The sequence below is a fragment of the Candidatus Methylacidiphilum fumarolicum genome (assembly GCF_949774925.1).
In the GTDB taxonomy this organism is placed as follows: domain Bacteria; phylum Verrucomicrobiota; class Verrucomicrobiia; order Methylacidiphilales; family Methylacidiphilaceae; genus Methylacidiphilum; species Methylacidiphilum fumarolicum.
Window position 1 is genome coordinate 2127631 of record NZ_OX458932.1, and the last position, 21277, is coordinate 2148907.

Here is a 21277-nt window from a genome sequence, read left to right on the forward strand (position 1 = left end):
AGGAAAAAAGAACGAGGAAAATAGAATTGTGTCGATCGAATCAAGAAATGGTTTTTTAAATGGTCGACTCGAAAATCCAGAGGCAAAAGAGACCTCTTTAGACCCTTCCTTTTATTTTTCTCCTTCTGGTCCTCTAGCTCAAGCCGCTCATTTCGAGTACCGCCCTCAACAAAAGCAGATGGCAGAAGCCATCTATAAAAGCCTTCAAAAGAGAAAACATCTGATTGTTGAAGCTCCCACGGGGACAGGTAAAAGTTTGGCATACCTACTTGCCGCACTTTGTTATTGTCAGAAGAATGCTCAAAGAGGGGTAATTTCTACTCATACCCTCAACCTCCAGGATCAACTTCTTCACAAGGATATTCCGCTGTTGAAAAAGATTTTCCCAAAAGAATTTTCTGTGGTCCTCCTTAAAGGACGTCAAAATTATATCTGTCCCAAAAGATTAGAAAAGGTACTCAAGCATGCGACAGACCTCTTTCCTTCTTTTGAGATGACTGAGATCATGCGTATTTACGATTGGTCTGTAAGAACACAAACTGGCGATATCGAAGAGCTTCATCCTCTGCCTTCTTTTAACTTATGGAGCCAAATATGCTCCGAGCCCGGCATATGCCATCCGAGGAATTGCGCCAACAATCCACGCTGCTTTTATCACCTCTTTCGAGAACAAAGTGCTCACTCAGATTTAACAATCGTTAACCACGCCCTTTATTTTTCCCTGCTTGGAAGGACTACTGATTCCCAACTTCAAAAAGAAGAAGGCCTGCCTTTTGGAGAAAATTTCGTCATTTTTGATGAGGCGCATACCATTGAAAAAATCGCTTCCAATCAGTTAGGATTTTCAACTTCTAAATTTCGGCTTCAGAACTTGCTTTTTCGGCTTTTTAATCCTATCACTCACAAGGGGTTGCTCCTTTTTCTAAAGGATAGCAATTTCGTTCCAATGGTGCACAAAGCTTACCAAGAAGTGGGTTCTTTGTTTAAATCCATTGCTGAAAATCTTGTAAAACTGTCTATTCAAGAACACAGAATTCTTGAACCAATACCTTTACCCAACGCTTTGCCAGAGACTTTAAACACTATTGTTGAAAAGCTCTCTCATGCTGTAGCAAATTTGCCAGATAAAGAAATCAAAGAAGAAATAACAAATTGTATTGAAAAAATCACCCTGGAAAGTAATGCCATTATCAATTTTTTTGAAATGCGTATTCCAGATCATGTTTACTGGATAGAACTGGAAGAACCTAATCCCGAATCAAATGTGCAACTTCTGGCTACCCCATTGGATGTCGGCCCATTATTGCAATCTTTCCTCTATGAAAAAGAAGTTTCAGTAATTATGACCAGTGCCACACTAAAAGTCGCCAATAGTTTTTCTTTTTTCCAAAATCGTGTTGGTCTTTTTTCTCAAACCCTTTCCTTGGAATCGCCTTTTGATTACGGAAGGCAGATGAAAATCCTTATTCCTAAAGATATGCCTGATCCCTCCAGTAGCTTTTATGAAGCAGCCCTGGCATTCTGGATAGAAAGATTAGTCAAACAGACAGCAGGATCAGCTTTGGTACTTTTTACAAACCGTAAGACATTAGCAAATATGGTAGAAGCCCTTAGTTCCAAATTTGCCGAACTTGGCTTCCCTCTCTATGTACAGGATGGAAAGACCTCTCGACACAAGCTTTTGAAACTTTTCAAGGAAGCCAAACATTCGATCCTCTTTGGGATGGATAGTTTCTGGCAGGGAATAGATGTCCCTGGGGATTCCTTAAAAAATGTAATCATCACCAAACTGCCCTTCTCATCCCCTGACCATCCACAAGTGCAAGCAAAATGCGAAAAATTAGAAAAGCAAGGACTGAATGCTTTTGTTCATTATAGCCTACCAGAGGCTGTTTTAAAGTTCCGCCAAGGGATTGGTAGGTTAATAAGAAGTAAAGAAGATAAAGGCATTGTAGCCGTTCTTGATTCAAGAATCCTTTCTAAATCATATGGAAAAATTTTTCTTAATTCGATTCCCAATACCCCTATTGAAATTATCGAATAACCACAAAATGGCTCTTTGCATTTAGGAAATACGTAAAAGCTTTTCTCTAACCTTTGCCTGTTCCAGAGGAGAATACTTCTGCACCTTTTCCTTCTAATCCTTTCCCCTAAAAACATGTTTAGCTTATCACTGATCAATAAATATTGCTATTTCCTTATTAAGGGAGTATTCTTTACGATAAAAACATCCTGATAAAAATTATGAAAACAACAATCCACCTGCTCGTTTTGTTATCCCTTAGTTTTCTTTTACCCATCTTATCCCTCCATGCCCAGGATGAGAAAACTGTCATCAAAGGCAAAGTCATTGATTTGGTTTGCTACCTTGATCATGGAGCTGAAGGCGAAAAACATTTGAAGTGTGCCAAAACTTGTATCGGATCAGGATTGCCTGTGGGGTTGAAAGGCGAAGATGGGAAGCTTTATCTCATAGTCGGAGAACATAAGCCGATAAACTCAGAACTTGTTTCTAAAGCCCAGCAAATCATTACTGTAAAAGGCAAAGTCGTTAGTAAAGATGGATTTAATTTGATAGAAAATGCTGAAATAGTTCAATAATATAGCCTTTTCTGTTCCTAAAACCTACTTTGGACTTGCTTACGCTTGATCCAAGTTTGTTCATTCCACCTTAGTCTTGTGTCGGGATGCCCCGAGACTACCAAGACTGTTTCGTTCTCCGGGGGAAGCAGGCTGTATCCAGCACTTCGTCATGTCCATTACAACAGACATGCTTCCGGTGCCTGGAGCCGTCCTCTTCGGAACCGTACCCCTCATCGGGATTCTCATCAGGTGGCAGTCCGCTATTACAGATAAACCCTCCAATAGCATCGCATGCTGCCAGTTCTGCGGCGTCCACGAAAAAAATCTTTCGACCTCCGATCCTTTTTTTAAGGTGGTATGCGCTAACCCCTCCGTATAGCTCGCACACCCGCCATGCAGGCATACAAACTTGTCCCCAGTGCGATTCTTCTATTGAACCTACCCACACCACGGACAAAGCCAGAGAGCTATAGGCTAGATTTACCTTCTCTCAACGGTAACCTCCCGAAGGCGCCAGAAATTCGATTGGCTCTTGAAGCACACTGCTACTCATTAGTAGAATGCGCCTGGTATGCTCTTTACTTGGAGCGTTCCCCATCTATATGTAAATTCTCAGAAACAAGTACTGAAGCTCTTCGTAAGGTAAGAAGAGGGCTTAGGCTTGTATTTATCTGCCTCTCTATTTCCGCCTGCCCCAAGCGCACAGAAGGCCGCCCGCTTTTTCTTCCCCCAGGTTGTGCTGGCGGATGCGGCTTGCTTTACTCCCCAAACCCTTCCATATTTCTTTTTTTGGGTATCTGTGAAAACTCCAGAAAGTCTAGCATCTCTTCCTGCAGAGAGAGGGATTCGCCCACTTATGACTGGGATTTGGTCCTAAGAGAGGAGCATAACTTCTAGGGGCCATTCGAAACCGAACCGAACCAGTTAGTCCTTGTGAGTCGCCACGATCCAGGAGATCTCTCCCCCGTTCCCTCATCTCCATCTGACGTGAGGAAATTCTTTTTCTTATAGTTTAGCCCTCTGCTTGCAATCCTCGAGGCGTTCGACCACCGTTTTGCCTTGAGCCAGGCAAAACCTTGCCAGCGCTTCCCGCTGATTCTCGAGATCCTCCTCTTGCCCAGCGCTGGATACTTTTATGTACACACTTGAGCGACGCTCTCATCGCCTTTTGGCAGCCTCCCCACAGGTTATCCTCGTATGAGAAATAGCGCCGGTTCGTCGGAGTCCGTTTGGCTGGCACCTCCCCTTCCCTCCGCCTTTCGCTACTGCCTATTTGCGCTCCGATCAATCAGCACGCCAAACTTCTCCGGCGAATAGATGTTCGCCATGCCTGTTTATAACTAGATTGGCATGGCAATAGCAATAACCATTCTTTACCCTCTCTTTGGATTTTTTTCTAAAGATAATACAACGGATATTGTCTTTCCATTCTCGGTTATTTCTTTTACAACTAGCTACTCTTTAGCGACTCGATAGGATATGCTTGCCAATGGCATTTAAAAGCAAGTAGTAAATTTTAGCTATTTTAGCTATCCTATGATAAAAAGTGGAATAGGTCAGCTAGCTCTTTTTTGTTTCTATGCTCTTTTTGGATCCTCCTTATCAGCCAAGGATTATTATAGAAAACGAAGATTTTGCTGTTGTCGATAAACCCCCCTTTTTTCTTTCTCATCCAACAAAGAAAAAAAGAGGATTCAGTCTTCTGGAATGGCTTTATAATCAGAACAATCAAATTCCATGGAAGCTTATTCACAGGCTAGATCGTGAAACTAGCGGCCTATTATTGGTAGCTAAAAATAATGCTTCAGCAGCGTATTTTGGTCGTCAAATGGAAAAAAGGTTAATCCGCAAAGGCTATTTTGCTATTACTTGGGGTGAACTGAAAGCCGATTATCTAAAAATTGAAGCTCCGCTCGGCTATCTAGGAGTTTCGAGTGAGAATGAAATCGTGATCCGTCAAGGTATCCAATCAAATGGAAGTCAAGCCATCACAGAAATTTATCCTCTAGGCTATGGCGGAGGACACAGCTTACTATGGGTAAAACCTCAAACTGGAAAACTACATCAAATCAGAGTCCATCTATCCCTTATCAAACATCCTATTGTTGGAGATAAACTTTATGGCCCTAATCCATCCTACTTTTTGGATTTTTCAAAACAGGGATGGACAAAAGAAATGGAAAAAAGTCTACTTTTGCCAAGACATGCTTTGCATGCAGCTTTTCTTTCTTTTTTCTGGAAAGGGAATAAACAGACTGTCTTTTTGCCTCTTTCTGATGATCTCGAACAGTTTTTAAAACTAACGAAAGGTTTTCAGAAAATTCATAATCCACGATTTTTTGAAATCTCATAAACCCCTATACCATTGGCTATCTAGCTCCCCTAGAAACCGACGAATTGAATCCCTAAAAGATAACTGACTTGTCATCAATTCCCTAAGGCTTTCTTAGCGCTAGTCTTGATTCTGCCAATTAAACCAATGAATTCAAAATCCGAAACATGGCATTGGAATTCTTTTTACATGATAAGGACTGCCCGGGATAATATTTCTCCTCTTTTTAGTTTTAACAAAGCTTCCGATGCCTGTTCTAAAGTAAATGTTTGACTGATTGCTTTGATTTTCCCTTCCGCTGCAAGCCGCAAGACTTCTTTCATTTCCTCTCTGGGGCCAATAACAGTTCCTAAAATGACTTTTTCTTCCACAAAAGAAAATGCTCCTAGCTCAGCATTAACACCCAAAACGATCTTACCACCAGGTTTAACCAACGAGATCGCCTGTTGGGCAATCGCATTGGAAGGCGCAAAAACAACCGCACAATCAATATCTCCTTCCTTGTTCAACTTTTCTAAATGTTGTGAGTCATTGGCATCAATACAATCATGAGCTCCAAGCTCTTTTGCTATTTGCAAATGTCTAGGGTTTCTAGACAGTGCTATAACGGTGGCACCCGCGAGACGAGCAAATTGTACAGCCATGTGCCCTACTCCACCAATACCAAAGATCGCCACGCGTTTGCCAAGCAATGGTCCAGCTTTTTGTATCGCATGGAAAGCCGTAATTCCTGGACAAAATAAAGGAGCTGCCTCCACCGCTGATAGAGAATCAGGGATAGGATAGAGAAAATCCTCTTTTCCAACAACAAATTCGGCATAACCACCATCCACTGTCTCTCCGGTAATTTCTTTACAAGGACAAAGCTGTTCTCTCCCAGTCCGACAGTAAGGACATCTTCCACACGAAGACCACAGAGGCTGTAGTCCCACTCGATCACCATTTTTAAAATGAGAGACACGGCTCCCCACCTCCTCGATCTTTCCAACAATTTCATGCCCAGGGATAATAGGAAGTTTTGATGGCACCCCCCTTTTTATCCAATCCCCTTCAATCATATGCAAGTTGGATCGACACACCCCACAGGCTTCGGTTCGAATTAATACTTCATCCTCTTTAAGCCGAGGCAGATCCATTTGTTGGAGTATCAACGGTTTTTCTTCTAAAGGAGAAAGTTTGGTCAACAAAATGGCTTTCATTTTTCAATCTTTCCAATCAGCATTTGATAAAGAATGAGCATATTTTGTGACACTCTCAACCCGCTGAAGCGGGTGAGCTTCTAGCTAGTACGCACGGCTTGTGGGCGGTTCCCGTGGGGAACCCGCCGGCGAACCGGCGGCGCTTGAGGCCGTGCTTCAGCTAGACAACGTTGGCCCGTGTCCGGGCTACTACTGCTTCCCAGCCGCCGGTTGTTCATCCCGGCGGCCCGCCCTCGCAGAGGCCGGGTCGCAGATACGTGATGCGCGTTGGAAACGGCACCACCTGACCGAAGGCCAGCGGATGCCTGTTGACGCCGCCGACCACATCCCGGTGACCCTGAAAGCCACATTTCGGGCATCGCCAGTTCCGTCCATTGGGCTTGTGGCGATGGCCGCATTCCGGACACCGGCTGGACGTGCCGCGCTCGTCCCCGGTGAAGCACGCGATGCGGGCTTGCTCCGACTTCTGCATCAAATAGTCCAAATCCTTGCCGTATTCCCACTGGCTCATCCGCTGGTTGTGACGGCGTCCGCAAGCGCCTCGGCGCGCCCCATCCGGGTTGCCGGCGAAGATGGATTGAATTCCATGATACAGGCAGAAGTCTACGACCTTCCGGATGCCTTTGTGACGCAGGTCGCAAATCCTGCGTTTATGACGCAGCGTACGCTCCGCTCTGGCTCGTCCGAGCTTGCGCCAACGGCGGGAGCCCTTCTTGCATCGGGAGCGCTTTTTCTGGATTTCGCCGAGATGCTTGCTGTGCAGCCGCTTGATGGTTCGCATTCCCCGCCCAGAAACGACTAGGGCGTTCCCGTTGTTGGTGACTACGGCGGCGTGGTGAATTTGGCCGAAATCCACCGTGGCACACCGCTCCGTGATTCCTTGCGAGTTCGGATCGGTTGTGGATTCGTCCAGGGTTACGTGCAATTCGTTGTGCAGACCATTCCAGACGACCTTGCAAGCGGATTTTCGCGAGAGCCAAGCGGGACGTGGCAACACCAGGGATGATCGGTCTCGTCCCATGGGGAGGATGATCCGCTTTTCCTCCAATCCCATTGCCTGGGCCGGCCACATCAGAGGGAAAAAGCGTTTGTCCTTGTATGGATAGCGGATCTCCTTGCGTCCTGCGCGGCGGTTCCTGCCAGTTGCTTCCACGGCTGCGTCGAATGCGCAAAAGACCTGTTGGACGCTTTGGGAATGCAAGGCATAGCGTCCTCCGGCGGTGGCTTCGTGATATTCTTTACGCCCAGGCCAAGAGGCATTCGTCTCGCGAGCCTTGAGATGCATATCGCGGCACGCCATCCAGACCTTGGCCGCCTCCATCTGGCCTTGCCGGATGATGGCAGCCTGCCTTTTGGAGATACGCTTCAAGGATAGGATGCGGACCCGTTCCATAGATGCTATCCTAGCATTATGGCTGATACATTGCAAACCGGAAAAACGCGATGGGCGCATTATCAGATCGCCTACCACTTTGTATGGATACCAAAATACCGTCGCAGAATCCTATCCGGCGAGGTGGACGCGGCCTGCAAGGCTCTGCTCGCCGAATGCTGCCGGCAACACGGTTTTCGGCTGCCAGCTTTGGAAACAGACATCGACCATGTGCATTGCTTCGTATCGGCATCTCCTCGCTGGTCTCCGTCAACGATCGTGGGACTCCTCAAGGGTTACACGTCCCGCGGGGCTCTCGGGAACGGTTCCCGAAGCTCAAGAACATTGGGCATCGCCGGGAACACCTATGGACGCAAGCTTACTATGTGGGAACGGCTGGTACAGTATCTGCGGAAGTCATCCGTCGATACATCGCGGATTGCCAAGGGAAATAGCATGGATTGCGGCGCTCTCATCCCAATCCCCTAAAGGGGATGGGTATTCCCGCGCCGTTTATAATCAATAGAAACAATTCTGAAACCTTTTCTTCGGTTTTCATTGAGAGAGAGAAAATGATTTGCTATTGATTTATAATAGAAAATAAGTTAATTAAGTTAACTTACAAAATAGATAAGTTCTTTTGATTTTAGCATTGGTTTAGTGAAATTTATAAATTTAACACGTTCTAATGAAATAGGAGCAAATTCCTATTTTTTAGATTTTGGCCAGGATGGGCGGATAATTCTGGATGCTGGTCTTCATCCCAAAATAGAAGGAGAGTTGGCTACTCCAAATTTTCAATCTCTTGAAGACTATCCAGTGGATTGTCTTCTTATTAGTCATGCACATCACGACCATACAGGCTCTTTACCTCTTTTTCTTAGAAAATATCCAAAGCTTAAAGTTTTCTTAAGCGAACCTACCTATTACTTAACTCCTCCACTGCTTCACAACTCTGTGGAAGTGATGCTTAAACAAAGAGCTGAGTTACAAATTCCCGAATATCCCTTGTATACCCATAAGGAAATAGATCGTTGCACGGAACGGTGGCAGGCTTGTCATATTAACAAGGAATGGTCCTTTAACGGCTATCCCAATCCCAAGCATGAGCCTCTTACCTTTCAATTCTATCCTAGTGGCCATATTCTTGGAGCCGTAGGAATTCGAATATTTCACCGAGGCCGTAGAATTTTTTATACGGGAGATGTGAGTTTCAAAGAACAAACCCTCATGCTCCCAGCGGACTTTCCTCAAAACGGTATCGATGTCCTTATTATCGAATCCACAAGAGGGGCTCAAGAAATGGTTGAAGGGAAAACTAGAGAGACAGAAATTCAAAGACTTGTTGAAAGTATTGAAGCTACTTTCGATCGAGGAGGCTCTGTTTTGATCCCAGTTTTTGCCCTCGGGAAAACGCAAGAAATCCTTACTACTCTTTTTCTAGAACAGCAAGCGGGAAGACTCCGAAAATGTCCTATTTTTATTGGAGGGTTAAGTAGAAGCTTTTCAGAAATCTATGACAAGCTAGCTTCCAGATCATTAAGGAGGTATCCAGGCTTCAAGATTCTTGATACGATAGCTCCTATCGTCATTAATGGGAAAAAAACCATGAAGATTCAACCCTCAAAAGGTGAAATCTATCTGGTAACTTCAGGAATGATGAATGAGAATACCATTTCAAATGTTTTAGCTCAAAAATTCTTACCAAACGAAAAACACTCCATATTTTTTGTTGGATACTGTGATCCTGATTCTCCTGCTGGTCAACTTTTGGCTACATCCAGAGGCAATTTAGTAGTGCTCAACAAATCCAGCAAACCTCAGCCAGTCATATGTGAAGTCGATCATTTCGACCTAACAAGTCATGCGCTGAGAGAGGATATTCTTTCCTATATCCAGTTTTTAGAGCCTCGAACCTGCATTCTAGTTCATGGCGATCCCGCCGCTCTCGAGTGGTTCAAACAAAAGTTAGAAGAGGAAAGTCCACAGATTCAGTTGATTATTCCACCCCCTGGGAAATTGATAGAAATCTAACATTGGCCCTCCACATTCCCGCTAAATCCTTTCTCCTTTGACTGGCGGAGGTATGAAGAACCTAGTAAGAGTCTTGGGTTTCTGCTGTTCCTAAAAACATATTCGGGCCATGCTTACGTATGACTCGAGTCCGTTCTTTTCTCATTGGTTTTGCGCCGGGAGGTTCCGGGATTGCCAAGACCATATGGTTCTATGGTTGACCGAGATAGAACTAGCGTGTTATCTTAACAATCAAAGGGGACACCTCCCCGCTGCCAAGAATCGTCTGATTCCTATTTCTTTATCTTTATATTTTTGTCACTTTCGCTTGCGGTACCCCGGGCTTTGTATCAGGTTCCCATTGAGGCAAATAGTCTTTTTCATTTCCAGGTACACTATATTCATATGGACCTCTATAAACGGTCAAGGGCTTGAGAAAGTTTCCATGCCCTGGGGGCGTAGGTGTTGCCCACTCCAAAGTGGTTGCTTGCCAAGGATTATCAGATTGGACTTTCTTTCCATAGAAAAGGCTCCAGAAGAAATTGATAATAAAAGGAATCTGAGCTAGAGCCAACAACCATGCTGAAACAGACATAACATGATTAAGCCATAACAAACCTTGAGCCATTTCCCATCCTTGCCCCCCATCATACCAGCGTCTATGGATTCCAGCGAAACCCTGCACCAGCATGGGAATAAAGACCCCATTGAACGTTATGAAAGTAGGCCAAAAATGGAGTTTGCCCAAAAACTCATTCATTTCTCTTCCCGTTGCCTTTGGATACCAATAATATATACCGGCAAAGAGAGCCATGATAGAGGTGGGAGCCATCATATAATGGAAATGGCCAACGACATAATAGGTATCATGCAAGACCATATCTGAGGTAGACCATCCTAAAGGAAGACCAGTCAGTCCACCAATGCCAAACAAAGGCAACCAAGCCAAAGCAAACATCATAGGAAGATTGAATCGGATCGAAGCACCCCAAAGAGACATCAGAAAAACCGTTCCAATGAGAACCGAAGGAATGGAAATAATAGTTGTAAAAAGTTGGAAGAAAGTACTGATGGCTTGCCCCATACCCGTCATGTACATGTGATGGGCCCAAACGATCATTCCAACAAAGCCAATTGTCAAAACTGAATAAACAAGGATTCTGTAGCTCCATAGCGGTTTGCGCGTGTTGTTGGCAATGATCTCGCCAACAATTCCCATAGTAGGAAGAATCTGGACGTAAACTTCTGGATGACCCAAAAACCAAAAAAGGTGTTGCCATAGCAGGGGAGCCCCTCCTCCACTGTAATGAGCATGCTGTCCATTGACGATTAGTCCATCAGGAGAAAAAAAACTGGTTCCGGCCAATCTATCCATCAATTGCATGATGGCAGCAGCTTCTAAAGGAGGAAATGCCAGAAGCATAAGAAAAGCTGTTACCAGCTCAGCCCAGACAAAAAAAGGAAGCCGCATCCAGCTTAAACCAGGAACACGCAATTGAAAAATTGTCGTGATCATGTTGATAACTCCAAGCAAAGAGCCAGTAATATTAAAAGCCATCCCCAAAAGCCACAACGTTTGCCCATTGAAAATGGGATGAAAATTAGGTCCAGAATCAGCCAAATCTGCCAGGGGCGGATAGGATGTCCAACCCGATTTTGCGGCTCCTCCAGGTACAAAAAAACTCACCATGATAATAACTGCTCCGACAAAAAAACACCAGAAACTGGCCATATTCAGCCTTGGGAAAGCCATATCAGGGGCTCCAAGTTGTAATGGAACAACAAAATTTCCAAATCCAGCAAATAAAGCTGGTACAAGGGCCATAAAAATCATCACTGTTCCATGGATCGCACCAAAGGCATTGTAGGCTTGAGGAGTCATGACTCCATTTGGAAACATATCGTGACCCAAAATATTTTCCAAAACTCCTCCTAGCAATGGAATCGGTTTACCCGGATAGGAAAGCTGCCAACGCATGACGATCATCAGGCCAAAGCCAAAAAGGGCGATAAGTAGTGAAGTGATCATATATTGGATCCCAATGACCTTATGATCGGTAGAAAATAAGTACTTTCGATACCAGGGTAGTTCTACCGCATGCACTGTGACATGAGCATCATGCGGATTCTCAGCAACGAATGAATTAGCATTCTGAGCTGTCCCCTGCTTTTTAGAACTCTCAAAATCTTGATTCTCCATATTCTTATCCTCTCTTTTTCCTTCGTATCTCCTTCAGATCGTTCGAAATGAAAAGACTTTGCATACTTTCCGAATTCTATCGGCGTTTTTTAAGAAGATTAGAATCAAAAGAAAGGAAAGGAAATTCGGGAATATTTTTCAAAAAGAGCCCCTCTTTCTATAGGAACCAACCGATAGGTTTTCCCATGGATGGCTAATCTGATCCATTAGATATAGAGCAAAGTTCAACTGATAGCTTCTGCAAGCTTTTTTCAGTTTCTTTCCAGTATGAGTTGAGTAGGTTTTCTAAAGAGCTAACCACCTCCTAATCGCTTTGGGAAATGCCTGCTCATGGGAGATTGCGGCCGCTTTCTTTACAGAAGGCCTGTCCTATACTTAAAATACTCATTCTTCTATACCGATGCTTTCATTGAAGCTACCATTGAGGCAATGCAAACAGGTTTGGCTTTGTCTTTTGTCCATAGCAGCAAAGATAAATAAAGAATGCCTGCATTCTCTTGCTTAAAAAGAAGAGGGACAGTTATCCTTGAGAACTTGCAGTCCTGTCACCTGCCTGGTGCGTGTTTGAGCAAAAAGTAGCAAGACCACTCTATGACATGAACCAACAAGAGTATTTTTAGCTATCTCCCCTTCGATGATCCTCTTGATAGGAGCATGATTATCTACAATTGGGAAAACGGTTTGCAAAATAGTTATGACTTTAAATTAAAAATACAAAATCATTTTCTTAGCTTTTAATTGGAATTATTGTTCTATCAAAAAGCTAAAAAATCATCTATTTATGAAAGGTACTTTCCTCTTTTTATTTTCTGTTATTACGCTCACCAGTGCTTTTGTTTTTTCGACAGGCTGTTCCCGACAGCCTGCATTGTCAAATCCATCTGGGAAATATACAGGTTGCTGGAATGAAGAAAATGGCACACTCACTTGTATGACCTTATATCTCAGTGAAGATGGGAAAGCCAAAGGGGAGCGTCGTTCTAAAACCTCTACTAACCCGCAAGAAAGAGATGTATGGGAAGCAGAATACAAAGTACAAGATGCAAAAATTCTAATTGGATCAAACAACAAGATTTATACAATTTTACTGATCCATGGGAACGAACTGATTGATCCTAATCACAAAGTTTTTGGTAAACCGATTGTTCTAAAAAAAATTCAATGAAGAAAATCAGATTTTCAACAACTTTCCTTTAAGAAAAAGATTTTAAATTATAAAAATTTTCTTCATTTGCCTTTATGACTCAAACAAACGAAAAATTTCATCCAATAGCCCCAACTATCCTTGTTATCTTTGGAGGAGCAGGCGATTTAAGCTGGAGGAAGCTCTTCCCTGCGCTATTTAGTTTGTACTGTTCTGGTTGGCTTCCTGAGAATTTCGCTATCGTGGCCGCGGATAAAAAATCGATGAGCCTTGAAGAATACCGGGAACATATACGAAAAGGAATTGAAACATTTGCCCCCCAATACGACAGTTCATTGTGGTCTTGTTTCTCTGAAAAAATCGAATCCTATCTTGTTGCGGATCTATCGGAAGAAGCCTTTTATGAGTCCTTAAAACATACCTTACAACAGATTGCGACAAAATGGGATAGTGCACCAAATTGGATTTTTTATTTAGCGATTTCTCCCACTTTGATTAAAACAGTCGTGACTCATATAGGTATTGCTCAGCTATGTGAAGCTCCTAGGGAATCGAGAATTGTTGTTGAAAAGCCGTATGGGCATGACTTAGAATCTGCTAATGAGCTTGATCAATGCCTTGGAAAGGTTTTCAAAGAGTCTCAAATTTTTCGGATCGATCACTATTTGGGGAAAGAAACCGTTCAAAACATTCTCGCTTTGAGATTTTCCAATGCCTGGTGGGAACCCATTTGGGATAGCCGTTACATCGATCATGTACAGATAACTGTGGCTGAAGAAGTCGGTGTAGAGCAGCGTGGAGAGTATTACGAACATGCTGGAGCTCTACGGGATATGGTTCAGAACCACATGCTGCAACTTCTTTGCCTCATTGCCATGGAGCCTCCCGTTTCTTTTGATTCCGATGAAATTAGAAATAAAAAGGTAGATGTCCTCCATGCTGTCAGGAAAATCAGTGTGGATGAAGTGCATCAAGTCGCGGTACGTGGCCAATATGGCAGGGGGTGGATAAGAGGGAAAGAGGTCGTAGCTTATAGAGAAGAACCGGGAGTCAAACCTGACTCTTCAACGGAAACTTTTGCTGCCATTAAACTGTTTGTAGACAATTGGCGTTGGCAAAATGTCCCTTTCTATTTAAGAACAGGAAAGAGACTAGCTAAAAGGGTCACACAGATTGTGGTAACCTTAAAACCAATTCCTCATCAAGCATTTCCACCGCGAGCACTAGATCAGTGGCTTCCCAACCGAATGATCCTTAACATCCAACCTGAGGAGAGTATCTCTTTGGTATTCCATGCCAAGATCCCCGGACCCGTCATTCGTTTAAGTCCAGTCAATCTGCAATTTAAATATCAAGAGGCTTTTAAAAAAGGCTCTCCTGAAGCCTACGAAACCCTTTTGCGCGATGTTATCATTGGTGATGGCACTCTTTTCATGCGCGCCGATCAGGCTCAAGCCGCTTGGTCAATCGTTGATCCTATCCTGGAATTCTGGCAGAGTACCCCTCCAATAGATTTTCCAAATTATCCTGCCGGAAGCTGGGGGCCAGAAGCCGCACAAGTCCTTATTGCGAAAGACGGGAAAAGTTGGTATGAAGGAGGATTCTGATTTTTTAATCAGCTGTATTGTAAAAAGAAGCCAGCATTAATCAAATATTTCGATTCAGTTGCTAAATCTGCTGAGGTCAAAGGATGGTTTTGGAGCCATCCTTTGGGAAAAGTAAGGGAAATTAAGTTAGCGTTAACTGTAATTTTTATTTCAGGCAACTCTTGACTATTCCTTACCCTATTCAAAAGAACTGAAAGCCTTAATAGCACTCCAAGTTTTCTCATAGCTTCTCGGTCTTCTTGTCTCAATAACTGAAGCTCGGAGAGTGGAAACTTTCTCCTATGGCTACGGACAAGAAAAGCGAGGCATTGCTGGTCTCGGAGAGAAAACCCAGGCATGTCAAGATGATTCAAAAGATATTGCCCATGCTTATGGTATTGACTGTAGGATATAAACAAGCCAATTTCATGAAGTAGGGAGGCCCAAACAATCATTCGCTTATGGAAATCCTCCTCTATTTTCCAATCCTTTTTCACTTTTTCATAAAAAAAAACAGAAAGAGCACGCACTCTGTCGGCTTGCGCTTCGTCTATTTGGAAACGGTTTATCAGCTCTCGAACTGTTTTCTCTCTTATATCCTTCTGACAAAGCCTGCCGAGCAAATCATAAATCACTCCTTCTCTTAAAGCTCCAGATGAAACTTCCATGGTTTTAATGTCTAATGATTCAAAAATGGCTGAAAGAATCGCAAAACCACCAGCTAGTACTTGTTTTCTGTCAAAATCGATGCCTTTAATCGAAAGTTTATCAATCTGACCTATAGATAGAAGATGCTTTCTCAATTTTTTCAAAGAAGAGGCAGTAATGCCGCTATTAGACCATCCCTCTGCAATGACTCCTTGTTGAATGGCTAGAATTGTTCCACTAGATCCAATAACTCGTTGCCAACCATATTTTTTAAAGGATCCCACTATGGGTTCTAATTCCTGCAAGGCTGATATTTCGGCATTCCTGAGTCTAGATGCTGACACAATCCCGTCAGGGAAAAAAGTTTTTGAAAAGCTCACACAACCAATATAAAGACTTTCTACTCGCTGAGGAATAAAGCTTTCTCCAAGAATCAGTTCTGTGCTTCCTCCCCCAATATCTACAACCAATCGTTTTTGGCCATCGTCTTCCATGGAATGCGCAACTCCTAGATAGATAAGGCGAGCTTCTTCGTGTCCGGAGATGATTTCAATCTGATGCCCTAAGGCAGCTTCGGCAAGTTTTAGAAACTGCTCACTATTTTTAGCAATACGCAGGGTATTGGTGCCAACCGCTCGTACTCGATGCGATGGTATAGCTTTTATTCTTTCCCCAAATTTATTCAGAGAGTTAATAGCCCTCGTGATAGCTTCTGGAGTCAAGAACCTATTCTCATCTAAGCCGGCTGCTAAAGCAACAGGATCCCTAATTTTATCGATGGGCCGTATTGTTTCATTTTCCACCTGAACCACTAATAGATGAAAACTGTGCGATCCAATGTCAACAGAAGCGGCAAGATCCATAATCTATAAGTTGCAAAGATCTCAAGGGAGTCTTAAAAAAAACACTATTTTTTCTAACCCAAAGTTACTATGAGCCTATCTGGTTACAAACGCCATTCTATTTCCTTAATTCATTTTAACACCCGCTATCTCTTAGTGGGTGTAGAGGGCATATTTTCAATTTTTATTCTATAAGTCGCAAATTGAACCATCTGGAATTTTTACCGCTACTCCAAACTCCCTTTCAACAGCTAAGAAAGAAAACGATGTTCTTAAAATGACTTGAAATCCCAAGCATTTATCCATGAACGTGAACAGTATTTTTGCTGATCACGGAAAAAATGAGGAATATAAATAAAAGTCCTATCAAAAACATAACGATAAAGAAATAGATATCCCCAGACGATATAGTCTTTTTTCTTCGATCTTCAGGATTTTTCGATGCCATAAAGAAAGGTTATGACATCTTATGTTAAAAAAAAAGCTTTTTTTACATATAACTTTTCTTGCTGATGACCGAAAAGATTAAGAACACAAATAATAGGCCGATCAGAAACATGATAACAAAAAAATAAACATTTTCTGCAGCAACCGACCTTTTTTTCTTCTGGGGATCTTTTTGTGGTTCTCTGCCTTCTTTATTCATGGAATTCCTATAGAAAATCTTTAGCTTTTACTTTTATTTCCCAATGTGAAACTAAAAAGAAGAGAAATAAAGCTTAGTTTTTACAGACCCCCACTTTTTTAGCTATACTAGAATCCTTGAACTCCCTCCATAGTTTTATCCAATGTTCTGGTGGTATTTCCTCGGCTCTTTTCTCCAAAGGAATTCCTAAAACTTTACTTAATTTTTTTCTTCGTTGAGAAAAACCTTTCCTGACAAAGGCATAGAACGAAGTTCTGTCGGTGGCTGTCAAGCTTGCCGCTGTTCCCTTGGGTTCAAATAAAACGACCGCAGAGAAGACATTGGGTAGTGGATAAAACAATTCTTTAGGCAGCGTTCTCAATCGCTTGATATGAAACAGAGACTGAATGAGAACGGAGAGGGCTCCAAATTGCTTTGTTTTTGGACTAGCCAGCAGGCGTAAGGCTACCTCATGCTGCAGGGTAAACACCATCCTAGGAAATAGCTCAGGAAGAAGTGAAAGTTTGACTAATAAGAGGGATGCAATGTTATAAGGAAGGTTTCCTACAAGAATGGTATCTTTTTTAACATGGGGAAAAGGAAAATCGAGCGCGTTGCCTTGAATAAGCTCAAATTTTGGATTAGAGCCAAATCTTTCTTGCAGGACTTTACAAAAGCCTCTGTCTATTTCTATTGCTTTTAAGGAGATATTTTCATTTAAAAAAAACTCGGTTAAAGCTCCTAGTCCCGGGCCTATCTCATAGACTTCTAGAGGCAATGGCATGCCATGCAGGCTTTCTCTTACGATCAACTTTGCCATGTTTTGATCGATAAGAAAGTTCTGGCTCAGTTGTTTAAGAGGAGAAAGATGGTAGGTAGATAACAAACTTTTAATCTCAAATAATGTCACAGATCCCAATCAAATATGTAAAAGAACTGTATTTTTTAAAAATATAAAACAAATTTATTTGAAAATTTAGTGGTTAGTCTATATAACCAAAAAAATTTTTTAGATTGTTTGTCTCTTTATTTTTCATCATCATAACCAATAAAAACCATGACATACACTAACAATCGTCTCCATACCCATATTCTTGGATATCCAAGGATTGGATCGAATAGGCAACTAAAATTTGCTTTAGAAGCGTATTGGAAAGGGGAAAGCTCACTGCATGACCTCATTCAGACAGCAAAAACTATTAAACAGGAGGGATGGGAAAAGCAACGCAACGCTCAAATATCTATTGTCTCAACCAACGATTTTAGTTTTTATGACCATGTTTTAGATGCGATCTGCCTCATAGGAGCAGTACCGAGCCGGTTTAAAAGAGGGAATGGTCCTATTTCCCTAGATCTTCTTTTTACGATGGCCAGAGGTATGGAAAAAGCAAGCCTAGCAGAAGCAAACACCATGCCTCACCCCATGGAGATGACCAAATGGTTTGATACCAATTATCATTATATCGTCCCTGAATTTGAAAAAGATCAGCATTTTTCATTAGGTTCCTCAAAACCGTTCGAGGAGTTTAAAGAAGCAAAATATCTTGGCTATCTTTCTAAACCGATTCTTTTAGGACCTATTTCCCTCCTCTTTTTAGGTAAAAAAAAGGATCCATCGATAAAAAATGCTGAGCTTTTCGAGAAGATTCTTCCTATCTATGAAGAAATCCTGAAGGAATTCTATAGCCTTGGGGCCGATTGGATAGAGTTCGACGAACCAATTTTGACCCTTGATATTCCCACAGAATGGCAGAAAGCCTTTTATGATGTTTACCCTAGGCTTAAACAGAAAGTACCAGCGCTAAAAATTCTTTTGGCTACCTATTTTGGCCCTTTGAAAGAAAATAGAGAAATAGTCGTTTCCATTCCCATCGATGGTCTCCATTACGATTGGACTCGAGGTGGACAGGAACTCTACGGTTTGCTGCAGAACTGGGATAAAAACAAAGTTTTTTCCCTTGGCATCGTCGACGGAAGAAATATTTGGAAAAACGATTTTTCCAAATCGTTGAAAGTTATTCATAGCGCTCTTGATTATATTCCAAGTGAATCGCTCTGGCTTGCCCCTTCCTGTTCGCTTCATTTTGTACCTGTAAGTCTTCAAACCGAAAAAAAATTAAACGAAGAACTTAGAGCCTGTCTTGCATTTGCCGATGAAAAATTGGAAGAGCTCAACATTCTTTCCAGGCTAGCCCTAATGGAAAATTATCAGCATGATGAACTGTTCAAGGAGAACCAGAAAGCAATTGAGAAAAGAAAGACCAGCAGCCTAATTCATGATCCCACCGTTCATGAAAGGCTAGCAGCTCTAAAAGAAACCGATCTTTCCAGAAAGAGTCCTTATAGAGTTAGAAAAGAACTTCAACAAAAAAAACTGCAGCTACCACTTTTTCCGACCACTACCATTGGCTCTTTCCCACAAACTACAGAAATCAGAAGAATCCGTTCAAGATTCCGGCTTGGATCTATCTCTCAAGAGGCCTATGAAACTTTTATAGAAGAAGAGATAAAACGGGTGGTAGAATTACAAGAGGAAATCGGATTAGACGTTTTAGTTCATGGCGAATTTGAAAGAACGGACATGGTCGAATATTTCGGTGAAAAACTCAATGGGTTTCTTATCACGGAAAACGGTTGGGTCCAAAGCTATGGATCTCGCTGTGTGAAGCCTCCAATCATTTTTGGGGATGTATCCAGAAAAGAAGCTATGACGATACGATGGTCTAAGTTTGCCCAATCCCTCACAAAAAAACCCATGAAAGGCATGCTTACTGGACCCATTACCATTTTACAATGGAGTTTTGCCAGAGACGATCAGCCAAGAAAAATAACAGCCAAGCAGATTGCCTTAGCTATACGAGAAGAAGTTAAAGAACTAGAAAAAAATGGGATTGGAGTCATTCAGATTGATGAACCTGCTTTAAGAGAAGCTTTACCTTTGCGCAAAATCGACTGGGAAGACTATCTTCAATGGGCTATTGAGAGTTTCCGCATCGCTTCTTGTTGTGTGGAAGACTCTACCCAAATTCATACCCATATGTGTTATTCTGAATTTGGCGATATCCTTGAAGCGATAGCCAAGCTGGATGCAGATGTGATTTCTCTGGAAGCTTCCCGATCTGGCTTTGAATTAATCAACTCTTTTGCAAAATTTAGGTATCCAAATGATATTGGTCTTGGTGTATGGGATATCCATTCTCCAAGGATTCCAACGACAGAAGAGATGCTAGCTACCTTGCGAAAAGCTCTATCTGCTTTACCCAAAGAATCATTATGGGTTAACCCGGATTGTGGCCTTAAAACACGAAGTTATCAAGAAGTGATCCCATCTTTAAAAAATATGGTGGAAGCGGCACGAATTTTAAGAAATGAAGTTACCTCGAAAGCTTCTGCAGAGCCAACCATGGCAGAATCCCCATAAGGAGGCTCCAATCTATTAATCGAACATCATGATAAGATAAGAAAAAAAGAGAAGCAGATGTACCGCTCCCTGTAGAATATTGGTTTTTCCTCCAGAAAAAGTAATCTGGCAGAGGAGGAGAGTTAACACAAGAAGGGTCGCTTCGACCTGACCAAGCCCTAGGATAAGAGAAGAGCTTTTCAACAGACTGAAAGCAAGGATCAGGGGCAATGTCAAACCAATGGTAGCACAGACCGATCCTAAAAGGATATTGACCGATCGTTGAAGCCCATTACAAATTGCTGCTTCAATCGCAGTAAGCGATTCAGGAAGTAACACAAGCAGAGCGATTAAAAAGCCGCCTACGACTTTGGGAGCTTTCATCTTCTCAATAGCATACTCGATTGGAAAAGCTAATTTTTCTGCAAAAAAAACAACGAAAAGCAAAGAAACCACAAGCATCAAGACGTGATACAAGGGAAAGGAAGCTTTTGGATCAATCTTTTCCCTAGGAAGGGGATTGGCTTCCATTTCGTCTAAAAAAAAAATATTTTCTATGCCTTACCGTCTGAACCACTAGAAAGAGCAAGTAAAGAAAGAGACAAGCAAACATATAGAAAAGAGTTTGAAATTTAGAAAAGATGGGGCCAGGGGTCGAACGAGTGAAATTAGGAAGAATCAAAATGAGAACCGCTAGTGGCACAATCACACTAATAAAAGCTCTTGCGCCCTCTAAATTAATTTTTTGTTCCTTATGATAGATACCCCCAACAAGCAAAACGGTGCCAATCATGCCACCAAGAATAATCATGATGACCGAATAAATGGTATCTCGAGCAAAGGTTAAATTTTCCCCAGAAGACATGATATCCCAAATAGAGGAGAACTCTATAGCAGTGGCAGCAAATGTTAGTATTAAAGAACCATAAGGTTCTCCATAATGCTTGGCTAGCTTTTCAGCATGTTTAACTGAAACAAAAGAATTCGCCAAGACGAGGCTAAAAAACCAAAAAAAACTAATTAAAAATTCCTGAAAATTGCTTATTGTACTCAGTCTTCCTTTAACAAAAAAAAGCAATACAAAGAGAGAAACGATTGAAAATACAACAGACTTATTAGCAAAAAGTAAGGTACTTTTTTTTCCCCATAGACTTTTTCTTATAGGCAGCATTACTCAAACCCTTTTTATTGTTTTTTTAACTGTTTTCTAATATTTTTAGACAGGAGATACCTTTAGAAAATTTCTATAGGCAGAACAAACTAAAAACTAAAACTAAATTTTTCAATACTTTCCGCCTCCAACATTTTTTATGTTGTAAAGACAAAGGAGTGA

The 21277-nt window shown here is 42.1% G+C and carries 15 protein-coding genes and 1 pseudogene; 8 read left to right on the forward strand and 8 right to left on the reverse strand.

Features of this window, described 5'->3' with window-relative positions; genetic code table 11:
• Nucleotides 1-28: 28 nt before the first annotated feature.
• Nucleotides 29-2044 (forward strand): ATP-dependent DNA helicase, encoded by a 2016-nt coding sequence (locus QOL44_RS09695; RefSeq protein ID WP_045086821.1) that lies wholly within the window; start codon nucleotides 29-31, stop codon nucleotides 2042-2044.
• A 200-nt stretch (nucleotides 2045-2244) separates the two neighbouring features.
• Complete coding sequence (locus QOL44_RS09700) at nucleotides 2245-2601, forward strand: hypothetical protein (protein WP_009059573.1); 357 nt, start codon at nucleotides 2245-2247, stop codon at nucleotides 2599-2601.
• 987 nt (nucleotides 2602-3588) lie between these two features.
• On the opposite strand, the gene QOL44_RS11380 is transcribed toward QOL44_RS09700, so the two are convergent.
• A complete protein-coding gene (locus tag QOL44_RS11380; protein WP_134372915.1) occupies nucleotides 3589-3726 on the reverse strand; it encodes a recombinase family protein in 138 nt (45 codons plus the stop codon).
• A gap of 436 nt (nucleotides 3727-4162) precedes the next feature.
• On the opposite strand from QOL44_RS11380, the gene QOL44_RS09705 reads away from it, so the two are divergent.
• Nucleotides 4163-4936 carry an RluA family pseudouridine synthase gene (locus QOL44_RS09705; protein WP_009059577.1) on the forward strand — a complete coding sequence of 258 codons (774 nt, stop codon included), beginning with the start codon at nucleotides 4163-4165 and terminating at the stop codon, nucleotides 4934-4936.
• A gap of 164 nt (nucleotides 4937-5100) precedes the next feature.
• Here the strand turns inward: QOL44_RS09705 and QOL44_RS09710 are convergent, their stop codons facing one another.
• Both QOL44_RS09710 and QOL44_RS09715 read right to left on the reverse strand, forming a co-directional pair.
• Nucleotides 5101-6114 (reverse strand): zinc-dependent alcohol dehydrogenase family protein, encoded by a 1014-nt coding sequence (locus QOL44_RS09710; protein ID WP_009059578.1) that lies wholly within the window; start codon nucleotides 6112-6114, stop codon nucleotides 5101-5103.
• Between the two features lie 214 nt (nucleotides 6115-6328).
• Entirely contained in the window at nucleotides 6329-7507 is a 1179-nt protein-coding gene (locus QOL44_RS09715; protein ID WP_283401180.1) for an RNA-guided endonuclease InsQ/TnpB family protein, read from the reverse strand.
• Between the two features lie 30 nt (nucleotides 7508-7537).
• On the opposite strand from QOL44_RS09715, the pseudogene tnpA reads away from it, so the two are divergent.
• Both tnpA and QOL44_RS09725 read left to right on the forward strand, forming a co-directional pair.
• Nucleotides 7538-7941 (forward strand): annotated as a pseudogene (gene tnpA / locus QOL44_RS09720) (IS200/IS605 family transposase).
• A gap of 205 nt (nucleotides 7942-8146) precedes the next feature.
• Nucleotides 8147-9520 carry an MBL fold metallo-hydrolase gene (locus tag QOL44_RS09725; RefSeq protein ID WP_009058312.1) on the forward strand — a complete coding sequence of 458 codons (1374 nt, stop codon included), beginning with the start codon at nucleotides 8147-8149 and terminating at the stop codon, nucleotides 9518-9520.
• A 286-nt stretch (nucleotides 9521-9806) separates the two neighbouring features.
• On the opposite strand, the gene QOL44_RS09730 is transcribed toward QOL44_RS09725, so the two are convergent.
• The gene (locus QOL44_RS09730) at nucleotides 9807-11699 is read right to left on the reverse strand and encodes a cytochrome c oxidase subunit I (RefSeq protein WP_009058311.1); all 1893 of its coding nucleotides are present in this window, start codon (nucleotides 11697-11699) and stop codon (nucleotides 9807-9809) included.
• Nucleotides 11700-12480: 781 nt separating this feature from the next.
• Between QOL44_RS09730 and QOL44_RS09735 the strand changes: the two genes are divergently transcribed.
• Both QOL44_RS09735 and zwf read left to right on the forward strand, forming a co-directional pair.
• Complete coding sequence (locus QOL44_RS09735; RefSeq protein WP_009058307.1) at nucleotides 12481-12864, forward strand: hypothetical protein; 384 nt, start codon at nucleotides 12481-12483, stop codon at nucleotides 12862-12864.
• Nucleotides 12865-12938: 74 nt separating this feature from the next.
• Nucleotides 12939-14450: a glucose-6-phosphate dehydrogenase gene (gene zwf / locus QOL44_RS09740; protein WP_009058306.1), complete on the forward strand. Its 1512-nt coding sequence runs from the start codon at nucleotides 12939-12941 to the stop codon at nucleotides 14448-14450.
• 8 nt (nucleotides 14451-14458) lie between these two features.
• On the opposite strand, the gene ppx is transcribed toward zwf, so the two are convergent.
• Together ppx and rsmA are read right to left on the reverse strand one after the other, a co-directional pair.
• On the reverse strand, nucleotides 14459-15940 hold the full coding sequence (gene ppx, locus QOL44_RS09745) for an exopolyphosphatase (RefSeq protein WP_009058304.1): 1482 nt from the start codon (nucleotides 15938-15940) through the stop codon (nucleotides 14459-14461).
• Nucleotides 15941-16638: 698 nt separating this feature from the next.
• A complete protein-coding gene (rsmA, locus tag QOL44_RS09750) occupies nucleotides 16639-17454 on the reverse strand; it encodes a 16S rRNA (adenine(1518)-N(6)/adenine(1519)-N(6))-dimethyltransferase RsmA (protein ID WP_134372751.1) in 816 nt (271 codons plus the stop codon).
• Between the two features lie 147 nt (nucleotides 17455-17601).
• On the opposite strand from rsmA, the gene metE reads away from it, so the two are divergent.
• Nucleotides 17602-19965, forward strand: a complete 2364-nt coding sequence (gene metE, locus QOL44_RS09755; protein ID WP_009058298.1) for a 5-methyltetrahydropteroyltriglutamate--homocysteine S-methyltransferase — start codon at nucleotides 17602-17604, stop codon at nucleotides 19963-19965.
• 15 nt (nucleotides 19966-19980) lie between these two features.
• On the opposite strand, the gene QOL44_RS09760 is transcribed toward metE, so the two are convergent.
• Both QOL44_RS09760 and QOL44_RS09765 read right to left on the reverse strand, forming a co-directional pair.
• Nucleotides 19981-20475 carry a Ca2+/H+ antiporter (fragment) gene (locus QOL44_RS09760; protein WP_009058296.1) on the reverse strand — a complete coding sequence of 165 codons (495 nt, stop codon included), beginning with the start codon at nucleotides 20473-20475 and terminating at the stop codon, nucleotides 19981-19983.
• Nucleotides 20453-21115 (reverse strand): Ca2+/H+ antiporter (fragment), encoded by a 663-nt coding sequence (locus QOL44_RS09765; RefSeq protein WP_009058295.1) that lies wholly within the window; start codon nucleotides 21113-21115, stop codon nucleotides 20453-20455. The genes QOL44_RS09760 and QOL44_RS09765 overlap by 23 nt, the downstream gene beginning before the upstream one ends.
• Between the last annotated feature and the right edge of the window lie 162 nt (nucleotides 21116-21277).